Annotated in this window: 20 protein-coding genes; 14 read left to right on the top strand and 6 right to left on the bottom strand. The window is 66.3% G+C overall.

Features of this window, described 5'->3' with window-relative positions:
* Positions 1-2 precede the first annotated feature (2 nt).
* Entirely contained in the window at positions 3-653 is a 651-nt protein-coding gene (locus tag CLU85_RS17355) for a DUF4124 domain-containing protein (RefSeq protein ID WP_100411360.1), read from the top strand.
* A gap of 39 nt (positions 654-692) precedes the next feature.
* Here the strand turns inward: CLU85_RS17355 and CLU85_RS17360 are convergent, their stop codons facing one another.
* Complete coding sequence (locus tag CLU85_RS17360; RefSeq protein WP_100412613.1) at positions 693-1637, bottom strand: SDR family oxidoreductase; 945 nt, start codon at positions 1635-1637, stop codon at positions 693-695.
* Between the two features lie 49 nt (positions 1638-1686).
* Between CLU85_RS17360 and CLU85_RS17365 the strand changes: the two genes are divergently transcribed.
* From CLU85_RS17365 to CLU85_RS17380, 4 genes are read left to right on the top strand one after another with little or no spacing between them, the layout of a single operon-like run.
* On the top strand, positions 1687-2751 hold the full coding sequence (locus CLU85_RS17365; RefSeq protein ID WP_100411361.1) for a CDP-6-deoxy-delta-3,4-glucoseen reductase: 1065 nt from the start codon (positions 1687-1689) through the stop codon (positions 2749-2751).
* Positions 2748-4937 carry an ATP-binding protein gene (locus CLU85_RS17370; RefSeq protein WP_100411362.1) on the top strand — a complete coding sequence of 730 codons (2190 nt, stop codon included), beginning with the start codon at positions 2748-2750 and terminating at the stop codon, positions 4935-4937. The genes CLU85_RS17365 and CLU85_RS17370 overlap by 4 nt, the downstream gene beginning before the upstream one ends.
* Before the next feature lie 11 nt (positions 4938-4948).
* A complete protein-coding gene (locus tag CLU85_RS17375) occupies positions 4949-5623 on the top strand; it encodes a response regulator transcription factor (protein ID WP_100412614.1) in 675 nt (224 codons plus the stop codon).
* Positions 5624-5681: 58 nt separating this feature from the next.
* Entirely contained in the window at positions 5682-6662 is a 981-nt protein-coding gene (locus tag CLU85_RS17380) for a tripartite tricarboxylate transporter substrate binding protein (RefSeq protein ID WP_100411363.1), read from the top strand.
* An 89-nt stretch (positions 6663-6751) separates the two neighbouring features.
* On the opposite strand, the gene folK is transcribed toward CLU85_RS17380, so the two are convergent.
* The 4 genes from folK to hda are packed head-to-tail and all read right to left on the bottom strand — an operon-like array spanning position 6752 to position 10349.
* Complete coding sequence (gene folK / locus CLU85_RS17385) at positions 6752-7267, bottom strand: 2-amino-4-hydroxy-6-hydroxymethyldihydropteridine diphosphokinase (RefSeq protein ID WP_100412615.1); 516 nt, start codon at positions 7265-7267, stop codon at positions 6752-6754.
* A 15-nt stretch (positions 7268-7282) separates the two neighbouring features.
* Positions 7283-8866, bottom strand: a complete 1584-nt coding sequence (gene pcnB, locus CLU85_RS17390; RefSeq protein WP_100411364.1) for a polynucleotide adenylyltransferase PcnB — start codon at positions 8864-8866, stop codon at positions 7283-7285.
* A 37-nt stretch (positions 8867-8903) separates the two neighbouring features.
* On the bottom strand, positions 8904-9614 hold the full coding sequence (locus CLU85_RS17395; RefSeq protein ID WP_100411365.1) for an HAD family phosphatase: 711 nt from the start codon (positions 9612-9614) through the stop codon (positions 8904-8906).
* A 36-nt stretch (positions 9615-9650) separates the two neighbouring features.
* Entirely contained in the window at positions 9651-10349 is a 699-nt protein-coding gene (gene hda, locus CLU85_RS17400) for a DnaA regulatory inactivator Hda (protein WP_100411366.1), read from the bottom strand.
* Between the two features lie 250 nt (positions 10350-10599).
* Between hda and CLU85_RS17405 the strand changes: the two genes are divergently transcribed.
* From CLU85_RS17405 to CLU85_RS17420, 4 genes are all read left to right on the top strand, one after another.
* Positions 10600-11829, top strand: coding sequence for an MFS transporter (locus CLU85_RS17405; RefSeq protein ID WP_255409691.1), 1230 nt, complete (start codon positions 10600-10602; stop codon positions 11827-11829).
* Between the two features lie 77 nt (positions 11830-11906).
* A complete protein-coding gene (gene purM / locus CLU85_RS17410; protein ID WP_100411367.1) occupies positions 11907-12956 on the top strand; it encodes a phosphoribosylformylglycinamidine cyclo-ligase in 1050 nt (349 codons plus the stop codon).
* 35 nt (positions 12957-12991) lie between these two features.
* Positions 12992-14098: an AI-2E family transporter gene (locus tag CLU85_RS17415; protein WP_100411368.1), complete on the top strand. Its 1107-nt coding sequence runs from the start codon at positions 12992-12994 to the stop codon at positions 14096-14098.
* A gap of 210 nt (positions 14099-14308) precedes the next feature.
* Positions 14309-15916 (top strand): methyl-accepting chemotaxis protein, encoded by a 1608-nt coding sequence (locus CLU85_RS17420; RefSeq protein ID WP_232727858.1) that lies wholly within the window; start codon positions 14309-14311, stop codon positions 15914-15916.
* 114 nt (positions 15917-16030) lie between these two features.
* Here the strand turns inward: CLU85_RS17420 and CLU85_RS17425 are convergent, their stop codons facing one another.
* On the bottom strand, positions 16031-17134 hold the full coding sequence (locus tag CLU85_RS17425; protein WP_100412617.1) for a PHB depolymerase family esterase: 1104 nt from the start codon (positions 17132-17134) through the stop codon (positions 16031-16033).
* A 324-nt stretch (positions 17135-17458) separates the two neighbouring features.
* On the opposite strand from CLU85_RS17425, the gene CLU85_RS17430 reads away from it, so the two are divergent.
* The 5 genes from CLU85_RS17430 to CLU85_RS17450 all read left to right on the top strand — a co-directional run bounded on the left by CLU85_RS17430 (position 17459) and on the right by CLU85_RS17450 (position 20772).
* Entirely contained in the window at positions 17459-18019 is a 561-nt protein-coding gene (locus tag CLU85_RS17430) for a cysteine hydrolase family protein (protein WP_100411369.1), read from the top strand.
* A complete protein-coding gene (locus CLU85_RS17435) occupies positions 18016-18651 on the top strand; it encodes a DJ-1/PfpI family protein (RefSeq protein ID WP_100411370.1) in 636 nt (211 codons plus the stop codon). The genes CLU85_RS17430 and CLU85_RS17435 overlap by 4 nt, the downstream gene beginning before the upstream one ends.
* Positions 18652-18775: 124 nt before the next feature.
* A complete protein-coding gene (locus tag CLU85_RS17440; RefSeq protein WP_100411371.1) occupies positions 18776-19771 on the top strand; it encodes a GlxA family transcriptional regulator in 996 nt (331 codons plus the stop codon).
* Positions 19772-19879: 108 nt separating this feature from the next.
* On the top strand, positions 19880-20386 hold the full coding sequence (locus CLU85_RS17445; RefSeq protein ID WP_100411372.1) for a GAF domain-containing protein: 507 nt from the start codon (positions 19880-19882) through the stop codon (positions 20384-20386).
* Complete coding sequence (locus CLU85_RS17450) at positions 20383-20772, top strand: response regulator (protein WP_100411373.1); 390 nt, start codon at positions 20383-20385, stop codon at positions 20770-20772. Before CLU85_RS17445 ends, CLU85_RS17450 begins: the two co-directional genes overlap by 4 nt.

Here is a 20772-nt window from a genome sequence, read left to right on the forward strand (position 1 = left end):
CCATGATGACCCGAGCCCACCATCTCCTCGCAGCCCTGTGTATGGCCTCGATCAGCGCGGGGGCTCAGGCACAAGTGGTGCGCTGCACCGACGTCAGCACCGGCAAAGTGACCTACACGGACGGCAAATGCACAGGGGGCGCTGCGGCAAAAGAGGTGGAGCCCCGCAAAACGCCTGAAGCGATCCAGCAGGAACGCGAGCAGGCGGCAGAGGCGCTGGCGCGCAAGCAGCAGCGCCTGCAGGCCGAAAACACGGCTGCAGAGACTGAGGCCCAGCGCAATGCACAACGTGACCGCCTGCGGCCGACCAAGTCACAAGACTACGCCCGCTCACCTGAATGCGCGCGTTCGCGCCGCAACCTGGATGTCGTGCTGAGTGGTTCCAGCGGAGCCACTTACGAGCAAAATTTGCGTGCAGAAGCTGCCCAACGGCAGGTCGACCTGGATTGCCTGGGGCCAGATGGGTATACCGAGGTGGAAAAGGCCCGTGCGGCCAGACCCAGCGCCCCTGCACCGGTGGTGGTGGCGCCTCCGTACTATCCGGTGCGTCCCCACCCTGTACCGGCCCCCACACCAACACCGGCACCCAAAAAATTCACGCAGTGCAACGTATTCCGCTGCTACGACAGCCAGGGAAACAGTACCCCTCGCTGAGAAAATGGCACCGGTTTTTGAAGCGCTGACCTTCGAGCCCTAGGCCCGCAGGCCCTCAGCCACGCTGGGGTACAGCAACCGCACGCCCAGCTCCCGCACCATGCGCTGGTTGTCCAGCCTACGCGATTCGCTCATGAAACTCAGCAGCATCAGCGACAGCTGCTCCTGCGCGGCGCTGCGCGGCACACGCGGCGGGCGCGGCAGGCCGTACAAGTCGGCGGCCAAATCAAAGTAATCGCCCATCTTCATGTGCGTCGAATCACACAGGTTGTAGGCGCGCTGGGGCCGCCCCTTCCACAAGGCTGCCATACAGGCCCGCGCCAGGTCATCGGCATGGATGTGGTTGGTGAACACATCGTCCTCGGGCACCAACACCGGGGTTCCCCGTCGCAAGCGCGCCTCGGGCGTACCGCCCTCTCGGTCGGGGGCATAGATCCCCGGGATACGCAACACGTTGGCACGCACCCCGGTGCGGCCCAGGTGTCGCACGGCCCGCTCCGCGTTGACCCGGCGTTGCGCCCTGGGTGTGGCGGGCGCCACAGCCCGCGTCTCAGGCACCAGGGCGCCGCGGCAGTCGCCATACACCCCCGTGGTGGATGCATAAACCAGCGACACCGGCAAGCTGCGCAGCCTCAGTGCACGGGCCAATCCCACGGTGCGGGGGTCGCGCCACCACGCATCGCCACCGGCCCCTTCACCCGGAGGGGGCGCGAGGTGCAGCACACGGGTGGCTACACCGGACAGCCGCCGCAAGGTGCCCATGTCATCCAGATTGCCCAGCAGAGGCTTGGCACCCTGGGCCCGCAGCCCCGCCACCCGACCCGCGCTGGAGGTCAGCGCCAGCACCTGCATGCGCCCAGCCCCCGGGCCTGTCTGGAGGTTGCGCAGCACCCGTTGACCTACATCACCACACCCGACGATCAGCAGGCGTTCGCGGCGGAAGCGCGCCGGCAAGGCGCCAAGGGGGTTTTGGTTTGAAGGCAAAATCGGGTCCGTTTGCTTAGCTTGAGACGATTCCAAGGATACCCACAACATGACCAGCGCCGAGGCTGCCACCACCGCAGCGTTCCAGATCACCGTGCAGCCGAGCGGCCGCGCTTTCAGTGCCAACGCGGGCGAGGCCATCCTGGCTGCGGCCATCCGAAGTGGCGTTGGCCTGCCCTATGGCTGCAAGGACGGTGCCTGCGGTTCCTGCAAGTGCAAGAAGCTCAGCGGCTCCGTGCAACACGGCGAACACCAGGCCAAGGCCCTTTCCGCGGAGGAAGAGGCTGCAGGCCTTGTGCTGACCTGCTGTGCCCACCCCTTGTCGGATGTGGTGCTGGAGTCCCGCCAGGTCACCGACGAGAGCGCCTACCCCGTCAAGAAGATGCCCGTGCGCGTCGCCACGCTGGAAAAAAAGTCGCATGACGTGATGCAGGTGCGCCTGCAGTTGCCCGCCGCAGACACCTTCCGCTACCACGCAGGCCAGTACATCGAATTCATCCTGCGCGACGGCGCACGCCGCGCCTACTCGATGGCCAACGCCCCCCACACGCAGACCGAGACGCCTGGCGTCGAGCTGCACATCCGCCACATGGCGGGCGGCAAGTTCACCGACCATGTGTTCGGTGCGATGAAGGAGAAGGAAATCCTGCGCGTCGAAGGCCCGTTCGGCAGCTTCTTCCTGCGCGAGGACTCGGACAAACCCATCATTCTGCTGGCCTCAGGCACGGGCTTTGCACCCATCAAGGCCCTTATCGAGCACCTGCAATTCAAGGGCATCACCCGCCCGGTCACGCTGTATTGGGGCGGCCGCCGCCCGGGTGACCTGTACATGCACGACTGGGTTCTGGCCCGCACCGCCGACATGCCTCACCTCCACTACGTGCCCGTGGTGTCCGATGCGCAGCCCGAAGACGCCTGGACAGGCCGCACCGGCTTCGTGCACCAGGCGGTGCTGGATGACTTCGCCGACCTCTCGGGCCACCAGGTCTACGCCTGCGGCGCCCCTATCGTGGTCGACTCCGCCCGGGATGCCTACAGCGCCCAGCGCGGCCTGCCCGCCGAAGAATTCTTCGCCGACTCATTCACCTCCGAGGCCGACAAACACGGCGCATGAGCGTGACCGAGCGCGCCGCGCCCGCCGGCTCCACCGAGGCAGGGGCAACGCGCCCCACGCCCCGGCTGCGCTGGGGCGCGGGGTTCATCGCCGCCATGTTGTGCCTGGCCGTGCTGCTGGTGCTGGGTGCGGGCGAATGGGCCGCCCAGAGCGAGCGCGACACGCAGTGGGACAACCTGCGCCGCTCAGGCGAAGTGCAGGCACTGGCCCTGCGGGGGGTCGCCACCCGCTACAACTACCTGCCCTTTACAGCGGCCCAGCACCCACTGGTGAGTCAACTGCTGCACCACCCGGAGGCACAGGGTGTTCGCGATGCCGCCAATGCCTACCTGCAGACCGTGAACCATCACGCAGGCTCCGACATGCTCTATGTGATGGACCTGCAGGGCCTCACGCTCGCATCGAGCAACTGGGACACCCCCAACAGCTTTGTGAACCAGAACTACCAGAACCGACCCTACTTCAGGGACGCTCTGGACGGCGGGACCGGACGCTTCTATGGCGTAGGCAAGACCACGGGCGAGCCCGGCTTGTTCGTGTCCGCGCCGGTGCGGGAAAACGGCAGAGTGATTGGCGTGGTGGCTGTCAAGGTGCGCATGGAACCCATTGCCAACCCCTGGGAGCAGTTGCGCGACCCGGTGTTTGTGGCAGACGAGCGCGGCATCGTGTTCCTGGGCTCGGTACCTGCGTGGCTTTACCGCACCAGCCGGCCTGTACCTGACGCCGATGTGCAGCAACTCCAGCACAACGAACAGTACGGCACCGGCTGGACGCCGCGCCCCGTACCTTGGGCGTTGCGCCTGCTGGACGACCAGCCCGGTGCCGAACTGCGCCTTGCGGGCAACGGCAAGCAGTACCTTGCGTTCGAGGAGCCGCTGCCCGACCTGGGCTGGACGCTCACCGTCACGGCAGACCGCCGCGTGATCACCGTGGCACGCCAGCAGGCCTGGGCGCTGGCCACACTGGCGTCGGGCCTGCTGGTGCTGGGGGCGCTCTACTGGCAGCTGCGCGAGCGCCGCCTGGCAGAAAACCGCCAGGCCCGCATCGGGCTGGAACAGCGCGTACAGGAGCGCACCCACGCACTGCAACAGGCCCAGGCCTTCCGCCAGTCGATGGAGGACTCGCTGCTGGTGGGCATGCGCGCCCGCGACCTGGAAGGCCACATCGTCTATGTGAACGCCGCCATGTGCGACATGGTGGGCTACAGCGCCGATGAACTCATCGGCCAGTTGCCGCCCTACCCCTACTGGCACCCGGATGACCTCGACCGGCACTGGAACGACAGTGACACCATCCTGGCTGGCAAAGCCACGCCCCAGGGCAAGGAAAACCGCCTGCGTCACCGCAACGGCTCGGACGTGTACACCATGTTCTACACGGCACACCTCATCGACGGCAACGGCCAGCACATCGGCTGGATGAGTTCGGTGGTGGATATCACGGCGCAAAAACGTGCCGAAGAACAGCAGCAACAACGCGAAACACAGCTGCAACGCGTGCAGCGCGTCGTTACCGTGGGCGAGATGGCATCCACCCTGGCGCACGAACTCAACCAGCCCCTGGCCGCCCTGGTCAACTACGCAGCGGCAGCGCGCGTTCTGGCCGCACAAGGCAAGACAGAAGCACTCAACGACAGCCTGGCGGCACTGTCCACGCAGGCACTGCGGGCGTCGGACATCGTGGGCCGCATCCGGCGCTGGGTGCGCCAGCACCCCGAAACCCGCGAGCCCTGCGACCTGCAGGCCATCGTCGAGCAGTCCCTGGGCCTGCTGCTGCGCGCCGAGGCCCGCCGCCATGGAATTCCCGTGCGCATCGACCTGCCCCCCGCCCCCCTGCGCGTCAGCGCAGACCGCGTGCTGCTGGAGCAGGTGGTGATCAACCTCGGCCTCAATGCCCTGCAGGCCATGCAAACCCACACGCCTCCGCCCGGTGGGCACGAACTGCGATTGCGCATCGTGGCCGATGGTGGACACGCCCTGGTGCAAGTGCTCGACCGAGGCCCGGGGCTGCCCCCTGAGATCGCCGAGCGCCTGTTCGAGCCTTTTTTCACCACCCGCTCGGACGGGCTGGGTCTGGGCCTGAACATCTGCCGCTCCATCGTCGAGAGCATGGGCGGGGAGCTGCAGGCACGCCACCGCGACGGCGGCGGTGCCCTCTTCGAGATCCGGCTGCCCCTCGACCCGTGAACCACCGCACCATGACCCACGCACACCTGGCTCCCGCCGCCGACACGCTGGTCCACATCGTGGACGATGACGAGGGCGTGCGCCAGTCGCTGGCCGCGCTGCTGCTCGCGCGCGGGTACACCGTCCACACCTTCACCGGCGGGGCCACATTCCTGTCGCAGGCCAGCCTGGCACAGCCCGGCTGCGTACTGCTGGACCTGCGCATGGACGGCATGAGTGGCCTGCAGGTGTTCGAAGCCATGCGCCAGCAAGGTACCGTCCTCAAAACGGTGTTCCTGTCGGCCCATGGCGAGCTGGCATCGGCCGTGGCCGCCGTCAAGCAAGGGGCAGTCGACTGGCTGGAAAAGCCCTGCGACGAGCAGACCTTGCTGGCCGCCGTCTCGAAAGCCACGCACCTGTCACAAGAGCAAGCGCACCAAATGCAGAGGCGTGGCCTGCTGCTGGAGCGCTGGAACGCGCTCAGCCCCCGTCAGCAAGAGGTGGCACAACTGCTGGCCACCGGTATCAGCAGCAAGGAGGTCGCCCGCGCCCTGGCCCAGCGCGACCCCGAACGCCCCATCGACCCCCGCACAGTGGACACCCACCGGTCCGCCATCTTCCTGAAACTGGACATCCGTTCATCACACGAGCTGGGAATGTTGGTGGAGGATCTGGGCCTTTCTGGAAGCCCGTCTCACCCCCTTTGAACACTCCGTTGCAGGGTTTTCGTAAGCCCTCATACGATTTTTTTGCACAATGGCCCCCATGAACCGCAGAAACCTCCTCCTCGCCAGCGCCGCTGCAGCCGCAGTGGTTCTCTCTCCATCTGCCACTTGGGCTCAGGATGCGGGCCAGCCGATCCGCCTGATCGTGCCCTACGCCCCCGGTGGCCCCATCGATGTGACGGCCCGCGCGCTGGCCGAACGGGTGCGCGATTCACTGGGCACGGTGATCATCGACAACAAGGGCGGTGCGGGCGGCAATATCGGTGCAGATGCCATTGCCAAGGCCGCTCCGGATGGCCTGACCATCGGCATCGCCGCCACCGCCACGCACGCGGTCAACCCCTGGCTGTACACCCGCATGCCCTATGACGCTGGCAAGGACTTCGCCGGTATCACGCAAATGGTGCGCGTGCCCAACGTGCTGGTCATGAACGCCGCCAAGGCCGAGCAACTCAAGATCCACACCGTGGCCGATCTGATTGCCTACGCCAAGGCGAACCCCGCCAAGCTCAACTACGGCAGTGGCGGCAACGGCAGCGCGGGCCACCTGGCGGGCGAAATGTTCAAGCAGCGCGCAGGCATCTACGCATTGCACATCCCCTACCGGGGTGCCAATCCCGCACAGCTGGCCCTGTTGGCAGGCGAGGTGGACTTCAACATCGACAACCTCGCTGCCGCCGCGCCCAACATCCGCGCGGGCAAGCTCAAGGCACTGGCTGTGACATCGCTCGATGCGTCTGCATCGCTGCCCGGCGTGCCTCCGCTGTCGACCACATTCAAGGGATTCTCCATCGACACCTGGTGGGGCCTGGTGGCCCCCGCGGCCACCCCCAAGCCCATCATCGACAAGCTGAACAAGGCTTTTGTGGCAGCCCTCAATGCGCCCGAGACCAAGACCCGCTTTGGCGCCCTGCTGGCCGAACCCGTGGCCACCACGCCACAGCAGTTCGACAGCTTCATGGCGACCGAGCGGGCCAAGTACCAGCAGGTCGTGAAAGCCTCCGGCGCGAAGGTGGACTGAGCCCACACCACCGCCTTGGATTTAAGAAAAAAAGGCTGCTAGCGCTTATAAATAAAGCGCCAGCAGCTATTTTTTTGATAGTAAATTCTTCAAACCCCAGCCACCCAGCCCGGGCCCTGCAGTGGCTCTATGGACTGGTCTGCCACCTTGGACAAGGCTGACGCATCCACCCGTTGTGGCACCAGATCAGCCAAAGGGCGCAGCACAAACGCACGCTCCATCATGCGGGGGTGGGGCACGACCAGCTCGGGGGTGTCGATCACCTGGTCGCCAAACCACAGGATGTCCAGGTCCAGCGTGCGCGGCGCGTTGCGGTAAGGGCGCTCGCGGCCAGCGGATTGTTCGATGATTTGCAAGGCCTGGAGCAGGGCCTGCGGTGTGAGGGTTGTGGCCAACTCGGCCACGGCATTGCGGTAGTCGGGCCCACCCGCATCCACCGGCGCACTGCCATAGAGCGGTGATACCCGCTCCACCCGGGTGCCCGGCAATTGCCCAATGGCGTGCAAGGCCGATCGCAAAGTGGCCTCCCGGTCACCCAGATTGGCTCCCAGGCCCACAAACACCCCCGACAGCGCCGGGGGCCCTTCAGGCACCCCAAGCAACATGTCCACCGGGCCCACTCACTCGCCCGCTGCAGAGGGACCGGTGCCCTCACCGCTGCCTGGCTTGCGGCGACGGCGGCGGCGCTTCTTGGGGGCATCGCCTTCCGGGGCCAGCTCGGGCTCGCCACCTGCGGGCCCAGACTCCGTGGCCGGGCCCGCCACACGCGGCGGCGCGGCGGGCGCGCTGCGCGGCACGCGCTTGACCACCGGCTGGGCCTTCTGGCGCGCCTTCTGCTCTTCACGGGCCTGGTCCATCAGGTCGTCGCGGCGCTCGTCGTCAGCCGCCTGGAAGTCCTGCCACCATTCGGCCAAGGCCTCTTCGACCTCGCCCACATCGGCGCGCAGGCGCATGAAATCGAAACCGGCGCGAAAACGCGGCTGTATCACCATGCCAAACGGCGTGCTGCCCACGCGTTTTTCAAAGCGGGGCTGCATGACCCAGATCTCGCGCATGTCGGCAGCCAGCTTGCCGCGGCCCGACACGTCACCAATGCGTTTGTCGAACACCTCGTCGATGGCTTCTTGCAGCGCAGGCAGCGGGTGGTGGCGCTGGTTCAGGCGTTCTTGCCAGCCGTTTCGCACGTCTTCCCACAACACGCAGGCCAGCAAGAAGCTGGGGGCCACGGGTTTGCCTTCGTTCACGCGGCGGTCGGTATCGACCAGGGCGGCTTTGACAAAGGCACTGTCGGCCCGTTCCACGGCCACGTCCAGCAACGGGTAAATGCCCTTGGACATGCCCAGCTTGCGCAGCTGCTCGATGGTGGCAATGGCGTGACCGGTTTGCAGCAGCTTGAGCATTTCGTCAAACATGCGGCTTTGGGGCACCTCGGCCAGCAGGGCCTGGGACTGCACCAGCGGCTCGGCGGACTTGGCCTCAATGCTGAACCCCAGGGGGCTGAGCTTGGCTGCAAAACGCACCGCGCGGATGATGCGCACCGGGTCTTCGCGGTAGCGCGTGGCCGGGTCGCCAATCATGCGCAACGTTTTCTTTTTGGCGTCCTGCAAACCCTTGTGATAGTCCACCACGATCTGGCTGACCGGGTCGTAGTACATGGCGTTCACGGTGAAGTCGCGGCGCGTGGCGTCTTCGTCTTGCGGGCCCCAGACGTTGTCGCGCAGTACGCGGCCACTGGCGTCCACGGCGTGTTGCATGCCTGACAGCTGGGCTTTGCTGGTCTTTTCGTTGCCTGCCACCTGGCCGGCAGCGGCGTTGTCGAGGTAGGCGCGGAAGGTGGAGACCTCGATCACCTCGTGCTCACGCCCCCGGCCATGCACCACGTGCACGATGCGAAAGCGCTTGCCGATGATGAAGGCGCGGCGAAACAGGCCCTTGACCTGCTCGGGCGTGGCGTTGGTGGCCACATCAAAGTCCTTGGGGCGAAGGCCCAGCAGGAGGTCGCGCACGGCGCCGCCCACAATGTAGGCTTCAAATCCGGCCTGCTTGAGCGTGGCCACCACCTCGGCGGCGCGGCGGTCCACCAGCTCGGGGTTGATGCCGTGGACCGAGGCGGGCACCTCTTCGCGCTTGCCAAAGTGCGGTTTGCCGCCCGAGGTTCCGGGCGTCGATTTGCCCAGCAATTTGTCGATGAACTTCTTGATCATGGGTAGGGAGTAGTCAGGGGGTGCCGGAGCACAGGTGTCAGGAGGCAGCCTGGCTGGCAGAGGCCGTGAACAGATCCAGTATGCGCCAGCCGCGCTCCTGGGCCAGCGCGCGCAGGCGTGGGTCGGGGTTGGTGGCGACCGGGTGGTTCACCTTCTCCAGCAAGGGCACGTCGTTCATGGAGTCGCTGTAGAACGTGCTGTCGACGTCACCCCAACTGAGCTGGCGCTGTGCCATCCATTGTTCCATGCGCTTGACCTTGCCTTCGCGCATGGTGGGGATGCCATCGATCTCGCCGGTGTACCAGCCGCTGGCATCGCGCACCAGTTGCACCGACAGCAGCTGCGCCACGCCCAGCGCCTGGGCGATGGGCGTGGTCACGAACTCGTTGGTGGCCGTGACGATCAGCACTTCATCGCCCGCATCCTGGTGCTGGCGGATGAGGCTGAGCGCCTGGGGCTGGATGGCCGGGGTGATCACGTCACGCATGAACTGCTGGTGTGCAGCCGCTGCGGCCTCGGGCCCACGCAGGCGCACGGCCTCGGTGGCAAAACGCACGTAGTCATGCACATCCAGCGTGCCCGCCTGGTAGTGGGCATAGAACTCGTCGTTGCGGCGCGCAAACTCCACGGGATCGTTCCAGCCGATGCGGATGGTGAACTCGCCCCACTCGTAGTCGGAGTCAAGCGGCAGCAGCGTGTGGTCCAGGTCAAACAGCGCAAGCCGCAAGCGGCGGGGTTCAGAGGTCATTCGGGTTCACAGATAAAAGGGGCGCATGGGTCGGCGTCATTCCGATTCGAGCATCGTCTTGAGCAGCGGTATGGTGATCGCGCGCTGGGTGCGCAGCGCAAATGCGTCAAGCTGGTCCAGCAGTTGCATCAGGCTGCCCAGGTCCCGCGAGAAACGGTTGAGCATGTAGTCCATCACCTCATCGCCCAGGAACACGCCGCGCGCGTCGGCCTCCTGGCGCAGCACCGAACGGCGCTCGGCCTCACCGAGCAGTTGCAACTGGAACACATGGCCCCAGCCCAGGCGGCTGCGCAGGTCGTCGCGCAGCGGCAGATCGGCGGGGGGCAGGTTGCCCGCCGCCAGCACCCAGCGCTGGCTGCCACTGGCGGGGCTGATGGCGTTCACAAACCAGTTGAAGGCGGTGGACTGCTGGGCAGTGCTGTACAGGTGCACGTCGTCCATGACCACAGCGGTCCAGTTCTCGTCGAAATCAGCCGGTTCAACCACCGAGGGGTCGAGCCAGCCCACACTGGAACCCTGTTCGCGCAGGGCCTGGCGCACAGCCTGGAGCAGGTGGGTCTTGCCGCTGCCGGGCTCGCCCCACAGGTAGGTGGGCACGGGCGAGCGGGTGGCCTCGCTGCTGCCTGCGCCTGCCGCCAGGCGCAGGTGCTGCAGCGCGGCCTCGTTCGGGCCCGCAAAAAACCGGGCCAGCGTAGGCCCCGTGGCCAGGCCGATGTCCAGCGCCAGCTGCTTCATGCGCGGCCCCGCGCCGGCAGGGGCAGGCCCATGGCAGGCGAAGCAAGAGCGGCAGGCGGTAAATGGATCAGCAGCGGCATCAAAGGTGAATTGGAAAGCGCCTGGCCGTAGGTGACTGCGGCGGGGCGCGGCGAAAAATGACATACAGCGCGTCACCCCTAACCGGCACCCCTTGCAGGGGCTGGGTAACAATAGCAACGATTTTAGTCTGCCGCGAGCCCCGTTCAGCCGCTGTCCACCCCTGGCTTCCATATCCTCGCACCATGGCCTCGCCAACCCCCCCGCAAAGCGCCTGCCCGCCAGCATCTGGGCCCTGGGATTCGTCAGCCTGCTGATGGATGTTTCGTCCGAGATGATCCACAGCCTGTTGCCGGTCTTCATGGTCACAACACTGGGCGTCAGCATGCTCACGGTGGGCCTCATTGAGGGCGCCGCAGAGGCCACGGCACTCATACTGAAGGTGTTCTCGGGGGTGCTGAGCGACTGGTGGGGGCGACGCAAGCCACTGGCCATCGCAGGCTACGGGCTGGGAGCGTTGTCCAAGCCTCTTTTTGCCATGGCGCCCACCATAGGCCTGGTGGTCGCCGCCCGCCTGCTGGACCGCATGGGCAAGGGAATCCGGGGGGCCCCGCGCGATGCCTTGGTGGCGGACCTGGCACCGCCGGGCATGCGTGGCGCAGCCTTTGGACTGCGCCAGGCGCTCGATACCGGGGGCGCTTTTCTGGGCCCCTTGATCGCCATGGGCCTGATGCTGCTGTGGGCCGACGACTTCCGCGCAGTGTTCTGGGTGGCCGTGATTCCTGCCGCCCTGTGCGTGACCTTGCTGGTGGTGGGTGTAAACGAGCCCGAACGCCCAGCCAGCACCGCACGCACCAACCCGATCCGCCGCGAGAATCTGCGCCGTCTGGGGCCTGGCTACTGGTGGGTGGTGGCCCTGGGCGCCGTGTTCACGCTGGCGCGCTTCAGCGAGGCTTTTCTGGTGCTGCGCCTGCAGCAGGGTGGACTGGCCCTGGCCTTCACGCCCATGGTGCTGGTGCTGCTGAACCTGGTCTTTTCTCTGGGCGCGTACCCGCTGGGCAAGCTGTCCGACACCGTTCGTCACACCACACTGCTGGCGTGGGGGCTGGTGGTGCTGATTGCTGCCGATGCCTTGTTGGCCTTCAGCGACCGGGGCATGGCCGCCTGGCTGGGCATTGCCCTGTGGGGGCTGCATATGGCCATGACACAGGGGCTGCTGGCCACCATGGTGGCCGACACCGCGCCCGCTGACCTGCGAGGCACGGCGTTTGGCATGTTCAACCTGGTCAGCGGCCTGGCCATGCTCATGGCCAGCGCGCTCGCCGGACTGCTCTGGGATCGGTTGGGCGCCAGTGCCACCTTCATTGCCGGAGCGCTGTTTGGCGCCTTGGCACTGGCCGGGGTGCTGGTGGTTGCAGCGCAGGTCCGCACCGCCCCAAAGCCCCCCTCTACGCAGGGCTGAGCCAAGGTGTCCAGGCATGCCCCTTAAAATCCCCAGATTCCAGCCCGCCTGGCGGGCCTACCAGCACCACACCACCCATGAGCTCTTCTGCCCCTTCCACCCCCATCTCCTACAAAGACGCCGGCGTTGACATCGACGCGGGTGACGCCCTGGTCGAGCGCATCAAGCCGCTGGCCAAGAAGACCATGCGCGAAGGCGTGCTGGCGGGCATCGGCGGCTTTGGCGCCTTGTTTGAGGTGCCCAAGCGGTACAAGGAGCCCGTGCTCGTCTCCGGCACCGACGGGGTGGGCACCAAGCTCAAGCTGGCGTTTGAATGGAACATGCACGACACCGTGGGCATCGACCTGGTGGCCATGAGCGTGAACGACGTGCTGGTTCAGGGCGCAGAGCCCCTGTTCTTCCTGGACTATTTCGCCTGCGGCAAGCTCGACGTGGACACGGCAGCAGCCGTTGTGGGCGGCATCGCCAAGGGCTGCGAGCTGAGTGGCTGCGCCCTGATCGGTGGCGAAACCGCTGAAATGCCCGGCATGTACCCGGCGGGCGAATACGACCTGGCTGGCTTTGCCGTGGGCGCGGTCGAAAAATCGAAGATCCTGACCGGCAAGGACGTGGCCCCCGGCGACGTGGTGCTGGGCCTGGCCAGCCATGGCGTGCACTCCAACGGCTTCTCGCTGGTGCGCAAGTGCATTGAACGCGCGCAGGCCGCAGGCACCGTGCCCGCCACACTGGACGGCAAGCCCTTCAAGCAGGCCATCATGGAGCCCACCCGCCTGTACGTGAAGAACGTGCTGGCTGCGCTGGCCGCACATCCCATCAAGGCCCTGGCCCACATCACCGGTGGCGGCCTGCTGGAGAACATCCCCCGCGTGCTGCCCGACGGCACAGCCGCGCACCTGAAGAAGGGCAGCTGGCCCCAGACCGAGCTGTTCGCCTGGCTGCAAAAGACCGCAGGCATCGACGACATCGAGATGAACCGCACCTTCAACAACGGCATTGGCATGGTGGTGGTGGTGGATGCCGCCAACGCCGACGCCACGGCCGCCACGCTGCGCGCAGCGGGTGAACAGGTGTACGCCATTGGCACGATGGCGGCGCGTGGCGAAGGTGCCGCCGTGGTGGTGGCCTGAGCCACGCTGGGTCGCCTTCTCTTCTGTCGTAGCGCATGGCGCAGCGCCCCTCCCCGGCCCCCATCCCCTCAGCGCCGCCTGAGCCTGCGCCCGCCACGCTGCCCCCGCGTGTCCTGAGCCAGGGCATTGTGGCGGCCAGCTATCTGCTCGTGGCTGCCGTGCTGATGCTGGTGATGTGGCGCGGCCTGTTGCCCGGCCTGCTGTGTGTGTGCCTGGGTTTTCTGCTCACGCGCGCACTCACCGGCTGGTTTGCACAGGGGCTGGGCCGCATTCGGAGCCAGTCCGCCCCGTATGACACCCACCTGCGCGTGGCGCAGGTGACGGCCGCGGGCCTGGTGATGCTGCTGCCGCTGGTGCTGCTGGCCACCGGTCTGACCCACTCGCGCGGCTACCTCGTCAACGCCCCCCAGCAATACCAGGAACTGCTCACCTACATGGCCCGCACGGTGCTGGAACTGCGCCTGAAACTGCCTGCCGACGTGGCCGCCCACTTGCCCGAAGGTGTTGCCGACATCCAGCGCATCATTGCCAACTACCTGGGCGCCAAGGCCGGTGCGCTCGCCATGGCGGGCCGGGCCTGGCTGGCGGGTGTGCTGTTTGCCTACGTGGGCCTGCTGATCGGAGCCTTGGCCGCCGTCCGCCCGCCGGTGCTGGCACGCGGCCCGCTGGCCCAGCAGCTCAAGCTGCGTATCACGCTGTTTGGCGAGGCGTTCCGCCAGATCGTGGCAGCGCAGTTCTGGATTGCGGCCTTCAACACCCTGCTCACGGCACTGTTCCTGCTGTTTGTGCTGCCGCTGTGGGACCTGCGCCTGCCCTACACACCGGTACTGATCACTTTCACTTTTGTCGCCGGGCTGGTGCCCATCGTGGGCAACCTGGTGTGCAACGTGGTCATCACGATCGTGGGGCTGTCGGTGTCGCCACTGGCGGCTTCGGCCTGCCTGGGTTTTCTGATCCTCATCCACAAGGCCGAATATGTGATCAACGCCAAGGTGGTGGGCCGCCGCACGCAGATGGGCGTGTGGGAGCTGCTTTCGGTGATGTTCGTGGCCGAGGCCGTGTTCGGCCCCGCCGGGCTCGTGGCAGCGCCGTTGTTCTACGCGTATCTCAAGAAAGAACTGGTGGCGGCACGGCTGGTGTAGACCGCCGGGGCCCCTGCCCCTGGCCATCCTCCGAGCCCGGCACGATCGGCTCCCTTATCTCTGTCGGCTCTCTCTGGCGCCTGCCACCCATGCGGGTTTGTGCCGAGCCTGTGACAAAGACTGCGGCAGTAGGCTGTCCAAACTGGCAGTGCAACCTGCGGGGCCCTGCTCGGCACCCCTTGCCTCGACGTCCGCATTCAAAGGTTTTCCATGACGATCGCCAAAAAACTGGCCCTCCTGGTGCTGAGCGCCGTTCTCGGGGTCGCGGCGATGACCGCATGGTTTTTGGTGTCCGAACGCCAGCTGATCCTGGAGGAGCGCCAGACCGGGGTGCGCCAGGTGGTGGAGGCCGCACACGGCATTGCCACACATTTCCATGACCTCAGCACCAAGGGTGGCATGCCCGAGGACGAAGCGCGCAAGCGGGCTGCCGCTGCCATCCAGACGCTGCGCTACAGCGGCAACGAATACGTCTGGATCAACGACATGCACCCCCGCATGGTGATGCATCCGGTACGCCCCGAATTGAACGGGCAAGACCTTACGGCCAACAAGGACCCCAACGGCAAGCAACTGTTCGTCGAGTTCGTGCGCACCGTACAGGCCAGTGGTGCGGGCTTCGTGCCCTATCTGTGGCCCAAGGCCGGCAGCGACACACCGGTCGAGAAGACCTCGTATGTGAAGGGCTTTGCGCCATGGGGGTGGGTGATTGGATCGGGCGTGTACATCGACACGGTCAACGCCGCCATCTGGCAACGTGCCCTCGGATTCGGCGCCGTGGCACTGCTGCTGGGGGCTGCATTGCTGGTGGTGGGCACCCTGATTTCGCGCAACCTGCTGCACCAGCTGGGCGGTGAACCTGGCTACGCGCGCAGCATTGCCCGCAGCATCTCCGAAGGTAACCTGTCGGTTTCGGTGGACACGCGCCAGGGCGACCGCTCCAGCCTGCTGCTGGACATGCAGGCCATGCGCGACAGCCTGCACCGCATCGTGCAGCGCGTGCGCGATGGCACCGAACACATCGCAAGCGCCTCGCAGCAGATCGCAGCCGGCAACCAGGACCTGTCTGCGCGCACCGAATCCCAGGCCAGCGCACTCGAACAGACCGCAGCATCCATGGAGGAGATGACCTCCAACGTGAAGCAGAACGCAGACAACGCCCACCAGGCCAGCGTGCTGGCACAGTCGGCCTCCCAGGTAGCCCGCAAGGGAGGGGCTGTGGTCGAAAAGGTCGTGCAGACCATGGGGTCCATCGATGCGTCGTCGCGCAAAGTGTCCGACATCACGGGCGTGATCGAGGGCATTGCGTTCCAGACCAACATCCTTGCACTCAACGCGGCCGTCGAGGCCGCGCGGGCCGGCGAGCAGGGACGCGGATTTGCGGTGGTTGCCACCGAGGTCCGCGGCCTGGCACAGCGCTCCTCAGAGGCCGCCAAGGAGATCAAGGCCCTGATCGGCCATTCGGCGGAACAGGTGAAGGCGGGAGCCCAACTGGCCCAGGAGGCCGGAGCCACCATGCAGGAGGTGGTGGACAGCGTGCAGCGCGTGTCCGCCGTGATCGAGGAAATCAGCCAGGCCAGCCGCGAGCAAACCGATGGCATCGAGCAAATCAACGAGGCCATCTCGCAGATGGACCAGGGAACGCAACAAAATGCGGCCCTGGTCGAGCAAGCCACTGCGGCCGCTGCCGCACTGCAACAGCAAGCCAACGAACTCAAGCAGGTGGTGGCGGCCTTTCAGCTGCATGGCGAAGCAGGCCATGCGCACAGCGGGCAAGGGACTCTCCCCGCAGCCCCCGCCCCACGGCAGCTGAATTGATGCGGACACGCGCCGGCAAACATGGCCACAACTCGCTGCGCAGGTCGCTTCGTAGATTGCTATATTTTAAATAGCAATAAATGATTAAATATCAAGCACCACGGGCTATTTTCTTCATTTTTTTGGACTGAACTGACGCGCCACAAAGGCCCACACGAGGGCCGAGGCATCCGGCCCCGCAGGATCGCTGTAAGGCCAATTGGCGGCGCCCCCGCTCCAGGCATGGGCCAGACCCGCCACCTCGCGCAGGGCCACCACGGTGCGCCCCCGGGTCTTGAACTCGGTCACCCGCATCGCATAGCGCTGGCCGCGCTGCAGAGTGCGAATGGCCCCGGCCCTTGCGCCCAGCGCATCCGCCCACAGCAGCGCCGTGGCAGCGGCGTTGCGCACCGACACCACGCCATCGGCATCGCCATGCACCACCAGCAGCGGCGGCAAGGGGGCAGGGTCGCTGGGGTGCAGCAAGGGCTCAGCGCCCCCAACGGGCAGGACGTCCGCCGCGTCCACCGCCAGCGCAGGCAGGTGCGCCTCCCGGCGCCCATGCATGGCCGCCAGGGCTGTCGCGGCGGAGTCGGCGGTCCCGGGTGCCACGCCCGAGTGCATGGCCACTGCGCAAAATCGATGGGGGTAAAGGGCCGCCATCAGCACCGCCATGCTGGCACCCGCCGACAACCCGGCCACCGCCACCCGCGCCAGATCCACAGGCAGGCGGCGCGCCACCTTGTCCACGGCGGCCAGCAACGTGGCGGCCTCAGCCTGGGCACGGCCATTGCGGCGCTCGAACCAGTTCCAGCAACCGTGGGCATTGGCCAAACGCTCCTGCTCGGGGTAAAGCACCAGAAAACGCTCCCGCGCCGCCAGCCGGTTCATGCGCGAGACAGCCGCAAGGTCCCGCCCCGTCTGCCCGCAGCCGTGCAACATCACCATCAGGGGAAGTTTTTCGCCCGGTTTCAGGACCAGCCCCAGCGGAACATACACATGAAACCGCCGAGCGCCTGCCGGACCCGGTGCGATGCCCGACATCCACTCGCCCCGCGTCGGTACGGGCTTGCGCGCCGCACGCGGTGCCCGCGCCACCTTGAGCGGCACCGTCCGCAGCTTGGCTGGGGCTTTGGCTTTGACACGCACAGGCCGCGTAGCCCGCGCAAACGCCTTGAGATTGCGCTGGTAGGCCCGCGTCAGTGACGACAGGGTGAACAGGCGGGGGCGACGGGGCATGGGTGGGAGGTAGTGGCAGTCAGCGACGGCAAACAAGGGAAAACCCTGATCACCATAGCAGCTTCCGCTCCATCGCGGGAATCGCTATCAATAGGAGAGCTATCAAGCCATGAGCAACGGGCACACAAGAGCATTGCGATCTTAAAAGCATCTGCGATGCGGCCCTCCATGGCGCGTGGAACGCCCCTGTTCGATGATTCGCCAGAATCACACTCAGCTCATCATGGCTGAAATTGATCGAATACTGTCTCTCCCAGTTCGGACATGAGCCCCTTGCGCTAAGAAGATAAACACCTTCAAACAAAGCTCTCCGAGAAATTCACCATGAAAACCTGTCTGATTGTGATTGACGTCCAGGAATCTTTCCGCCACCGCCCTTTCTTCACGGCGAACGACCTGCCCGCCTACCTGCAGGCCCAGAATGCACTGATCGAGGGCTGCGTCAGTCAGGGCATCCCGGTGGTGCGCGTTTTCCACAGCGAAGGCCCTGAGGTGACTGAGAACCCGTTTTCGCAGGTCTCTGGCCAGGTGCGTCCGTTCGATGGCCTGGCGGGTTTTGAGGCCGCCGCGACCTTCACCAAGTCCCGCCACAGTGCTCTGGTGGGCACCGGGTTGGATGTCTGGCTCACACGCAATGGCATCCAGCGCCTGATCGTGAGCGGCATCCGCACCGAACAATGCTGCGAGACCACCACGCGCCACGCCTCAGACCTGGGCTGGGCCGTGGACTACGTGACCGACGCCACCCTGACCTGGGACATGGTGCAGCCCGATGGCCAGACGCTGGCGGCCGCCGACATCAAGACCCGCACCGCCACCGTGTTGCAGGGCCGCTTTGCCACCCTGTGCACGGTGCAGCAGGCGCTGGAAAGGGCAGCCGCATGAGCGCCCACCCCACGCAGGGAGCACCGTTCCCTTTGCAAGTCGCCATCCTGGTCTTCGACGAGGTGGAGGCCCTGGACCTGGGCGGCCCCTATGAAGTCTTCACCACTGCCAGCCGCATGCACCAGCGCCTGCACCCCGGCAGCCCCGCACCCTTTGAGGTGCGTTGCGTGGCCCGCAGCCTGGCACCGGTGCGCGCCCGCGCAGGCCTGCGCGTGTTGCCCGATGCAGACTTTGCCACCGCCACGGCGCCTGACGTGCTCATCGTGCCAGGCGGCGTGGTCGATGCCGCTGCCGCCTGCCCAGCCACCCGGGCCTGGGTGGCCCAGGCCGCAAGCGATGCGCAGATCACGGCCTCGGTGTGCACGGGGGCGTTCATTTTGGCGGCGGCGGGCGTTCTCACCGAAGGGCCCGCCACCACACACTGGGAGGACATTGCCGACCTGCGCAGGCAGTGTCCCCAGCTCGACGTGCGCGAGAATGTGCGCTGGGTGGACCGGGGTGCGCTGGTCACATCTGCAGGCATCAGCGCTGGCATCGACATGAGCCTGCACCTGGTCACGCGCCTGGTCAGCGCCGCGCTGTCCGAGCGCACGGCCCGCCAGATGGACACCCCGTGGAACAAAAGCCCTTGAACCCCTGGGTCGCTGCGCGCATCCCGACCAAGAGGGACGCCACCCGTGGCCTGGGAGAGCCCGTTCCAATGGTGGCACTGGCCTGGAGCGCGCCAGTTTCGTAGCGATTCACCAAAAACAAGCCATGTCCAACACAGTGCCCCCTCCCATTCATGTGTACTTTGCCCTGCTCCCAGGCAGCCTGGTGCTGGACTGGGCGGGCCCGGCCGAGGCCTTGCGCATCGCCAACCAGGCCCTGGCCAACCGGGGCCTGCCTGAGCGTTTTGTGCAGCACTTCGTCAGCCCCACGCCCCAGTCGGTGACCTCGGTGGGAGCCGTGCTGACAGGGCTTGAAGCACTGCCCGCCACCCTGCCCACGCCCGCATGGGTGGTGCTGGTGGGTCTGGCCGGCAAGCACATCAACGTGGAAAGCGAAGAGGCCCGCGTGCTGTTGCACTGGCTGCGCGCACTACGGCCCGTTGCGGGGCTGCAGGAGCTGATCACCGTGTGCGCTGGCTCGGTGCTGGCCGCACACGCGGGGCTGCTGACAGGCCGCCGCGTTACCACGCACCACCTGCACCTTGACGAACTGGCTGCCGTGGACCCGCGCTGCGATGTGGTGGCCAACCGCGTGTTTGTGGCCGATGGCGCCGTGTACAGCAGCGCAGGTGTGACCACAGGCATCGACCTGCTGCTACACCGCATCTCCGACACCTGCGGCCCGGCCCTGGCGGCCCAGGTGGCGCAGTCCATGGTGGTGGCGCTACGCCGAGGGCCCAACGACCCCGAGTTCTCGCCCTTTCTGCACCACCGCAACCACCTGCACCCCGCCCTGCACCGCGTGCAGGACGCCGTGGGCCAGCAACCGCAGGCCGATTGGAGCGTGCCGCAGATGGCCGAAGTGGCCCATACCTCGCCGCGCCACCTCACACGGCTATTTCTGGAACATGCGGGCATTGCCCCGCTGCAGTACCTGCGCCGCATCCGGCTGGCAACCGCCGAGGCCGCGCTGCAGTCGGGGCGCAATGTGACGCAGGCGGCTCTGATGGCGGGGTTCAGCTCGGACACGCAATTGCGCCGGGCATGGCACCAGTTCGGACGTGGCGGCACGCCGTCGCAGGGCAGCGCGCGCAGTCATTGATTGGTGCGGCACCGGCAGCGCCTGCGGGCCCTGCCAAGGCCGCACCAATTCCACGACGCAGACCGATAATCGGCACCCTCTGCCGCACCATCCATCCGGGTCGCCACCATGCAAGAACCACCCCGCCCCGCCAACGAGCCCGACCGCCTGCAGGCGCTGCGCCAGTTGCTGATTCTGGACACCCCCCCTGAAGAACGGTTTGACCGCCTGACGGCGTTTGCCGCACAGGAGTTTGATGTGCCCACAGCGCTGCTATCGCTGATCGATGACGACCGGCAGTGGTTCAAATCGCGGGTGGGCATGGACCAGTGCGAGACCTCGCGGGGCATCTCGTTCTGTGGCCACGCCATCCTGCAGGACGACATCATGGTCGTGCCCGATGTGAACCAGGACGAACGCTTCACCGACAACCCGCTGGTGACGGGCGAGCCCTACATCCAGTTTTATGCGGGGGCGCCGCTCAAGCTGCCTGGCGGGCAGAACGTGGGCACGCTGTGCCTGCTGGACAACAAACCCCGCACACTGGACGCCATCGACCTCGCCATCTTGGGGTCACTGCGCGATCTGGCGGTGGAAGAACTGGTGCGGCGCCAGCAGGGAGCCTCGACCCCATGAGCGACCACAACCCCCAAGACATTTTGCTGATCGAACCCAGCTCGCTGACCGGCAGCATCATCGTCGCCACGGCCCGCCAGCTGAACCTGCCTGCCGTGCGGCAAGTGAGCAGCGTGCGCATGGCCCAGCAGCGGCTAGGCCACCAGGACTTCGCGGGCGTGATCGTCTCGATCGACGAGCAAGAGCAAGAGGCCGTGGCCCTGCTGGAGCAGGTGCGCAACGACGCACTGGCCGTGCACGCCAACGTGCCGGTGGCGGTGACGACCGCGCAGGTGGATGCATCCACCGCCGTGAAGATGAAGGCGCTGCAGGTGCGGCGGGTGCTGATCAAGCCCTTCAAGGTACGGGACGTGATCGCCACCATTGCCATGCTGAGGGACTCGTAA

The sequence above is a fragment of the Acidovorax sp. 69 genome (assembly GCF_002797445.1).
Lineage (GTDB): Bacteria > Pseudomonadota > Gammaproteobacteria > Burkholderiales > Burkholderiaceae_C > Acidovorax.

Bases quoted from the DNA above. Each gene is read 5' to 3' on its own strand.
- CLU85_RS17355 (WP_100411360.1), top strand. From the start codon at position 3: ATGATGACCCGAGCCCACCATCTCCTCGCAGCCCTGTGTATGGCCTCG.
- CLU85_RS17365 (WP_100411361.1), top strand. From the start codon at position 1,687: ATGACCAGCGCCGAGGCTGCCACCACCGCAGCGTTCCAGATCACCGTG.
- CLU85_RS17370 (WP_100411362.1), top strand. From the start codon at position 2,748: ATGAGCGTGACCGAGCGCGCCGCGCCCGCCGGCTCCACCGAGGCAGGG.
- CLU85_RS17375 (WP_100412614.1), top strand. From the start codon at position 4,949: ATGACCCACGCACACCTGGCTCCCGCCGCCGACACGCTGGTCCACATC.
- CLU85_RS17380 (WP_100411363.1), top strand. From the start codon at position 5,682: ATGAACCGCAGAAACCTCCTCCTCGCCAGCGCCGCTGCAGCCGCAGTG.
- folK (WP_100412615.1), bottom strand. From the start codon at position 7,267: ATGTTGCTTGGGGTGCCTGAAGGGCCCCCGGCGCTGTCGGGGGTGTTT.
- pcnB (WP_100411364.1), bottom strand. From the start codon at position 8,866: ATGATCAAGAAGTTCATCGACAAATTGCTGGGCAAATCGACGCCCGGA.
- CLU85_RS17395 (WP_100411365.1), bottom strand. From the start codon at position 9,614: ATGACCTCTGAACCCCGCCGCTTGCGGCTTGCGCTGTTTGACCTGGAC.
- hda (WP_100411366.1), bottom strand. From the start codon at position 10,349: ATGAAGCAGCTGGCGCTGGACATCGGCCTGGCCACGGGGCCTACGCTG.
- purM (WP_100411367.1), top strand. From the start codon at position 11,907: ATGAGCTCTTCTGCCCCTTCCACCCCCATCTCCTACAAAGACGCCGGC.
- CLU85_RS17415 (WP_100411368.1), top strand. From the start codon at position 12,992: ATGGCGCAGCGCCCCTCCCCGGCCCCCATCCCCTCAGCGCCGCCTGAG.
- CLU85_RS17420 (WP_232727858.1), top strand. From the start codon at position 14,309: ATGACGATCGCCAAAAAACTGGCCCTCCTGGTGCTGAGCGCCGTTCTC.
- CLU85_RS17425 (WP_100412617.1), bottom strand. From the start codon at position 17,134: ATGCCCCGTCGCCCCCGCCTGTTCACCCTGTCGTCACTGACGCGGGCC.
- CLU85_RS17430 (WP_100411369.1), top strand. From the start codon at position 17,459: ATGAAAACCTGTCTGATTGTGATTGACGTCCAGGAATCTTTCCGCCAC.
- CLU85_RS17435 (WP_100411370.1), top strand. From the start codon at position 18,016: ATGAGCGCCCACCCCACGCAGGGAGCACCGTTCCCTTTGCAAGTCGCC.
- CLU85_RS17440 (WP_100411371.1), top strand. From the start codon at position 18,776: ATGTCCAACACAGTGCCCCCTCCCATTCATGTGTACTTTGCCCTGCTC.
- CLU85_RS17445 (WP_100411372.1), top strand. From the start codon at position 19,880: ATGCAAGAACCACCCCGCCCCGCCAACGAGCCCGACCGCCTGCAGGCG.
- CLU85_RS17450 (WP_100411373.1), top strand. From the start codon at position 20,383: ATGAGCGACCACAACCCCCAAGACATTTTGCTGATCGAACCCAGCTCG.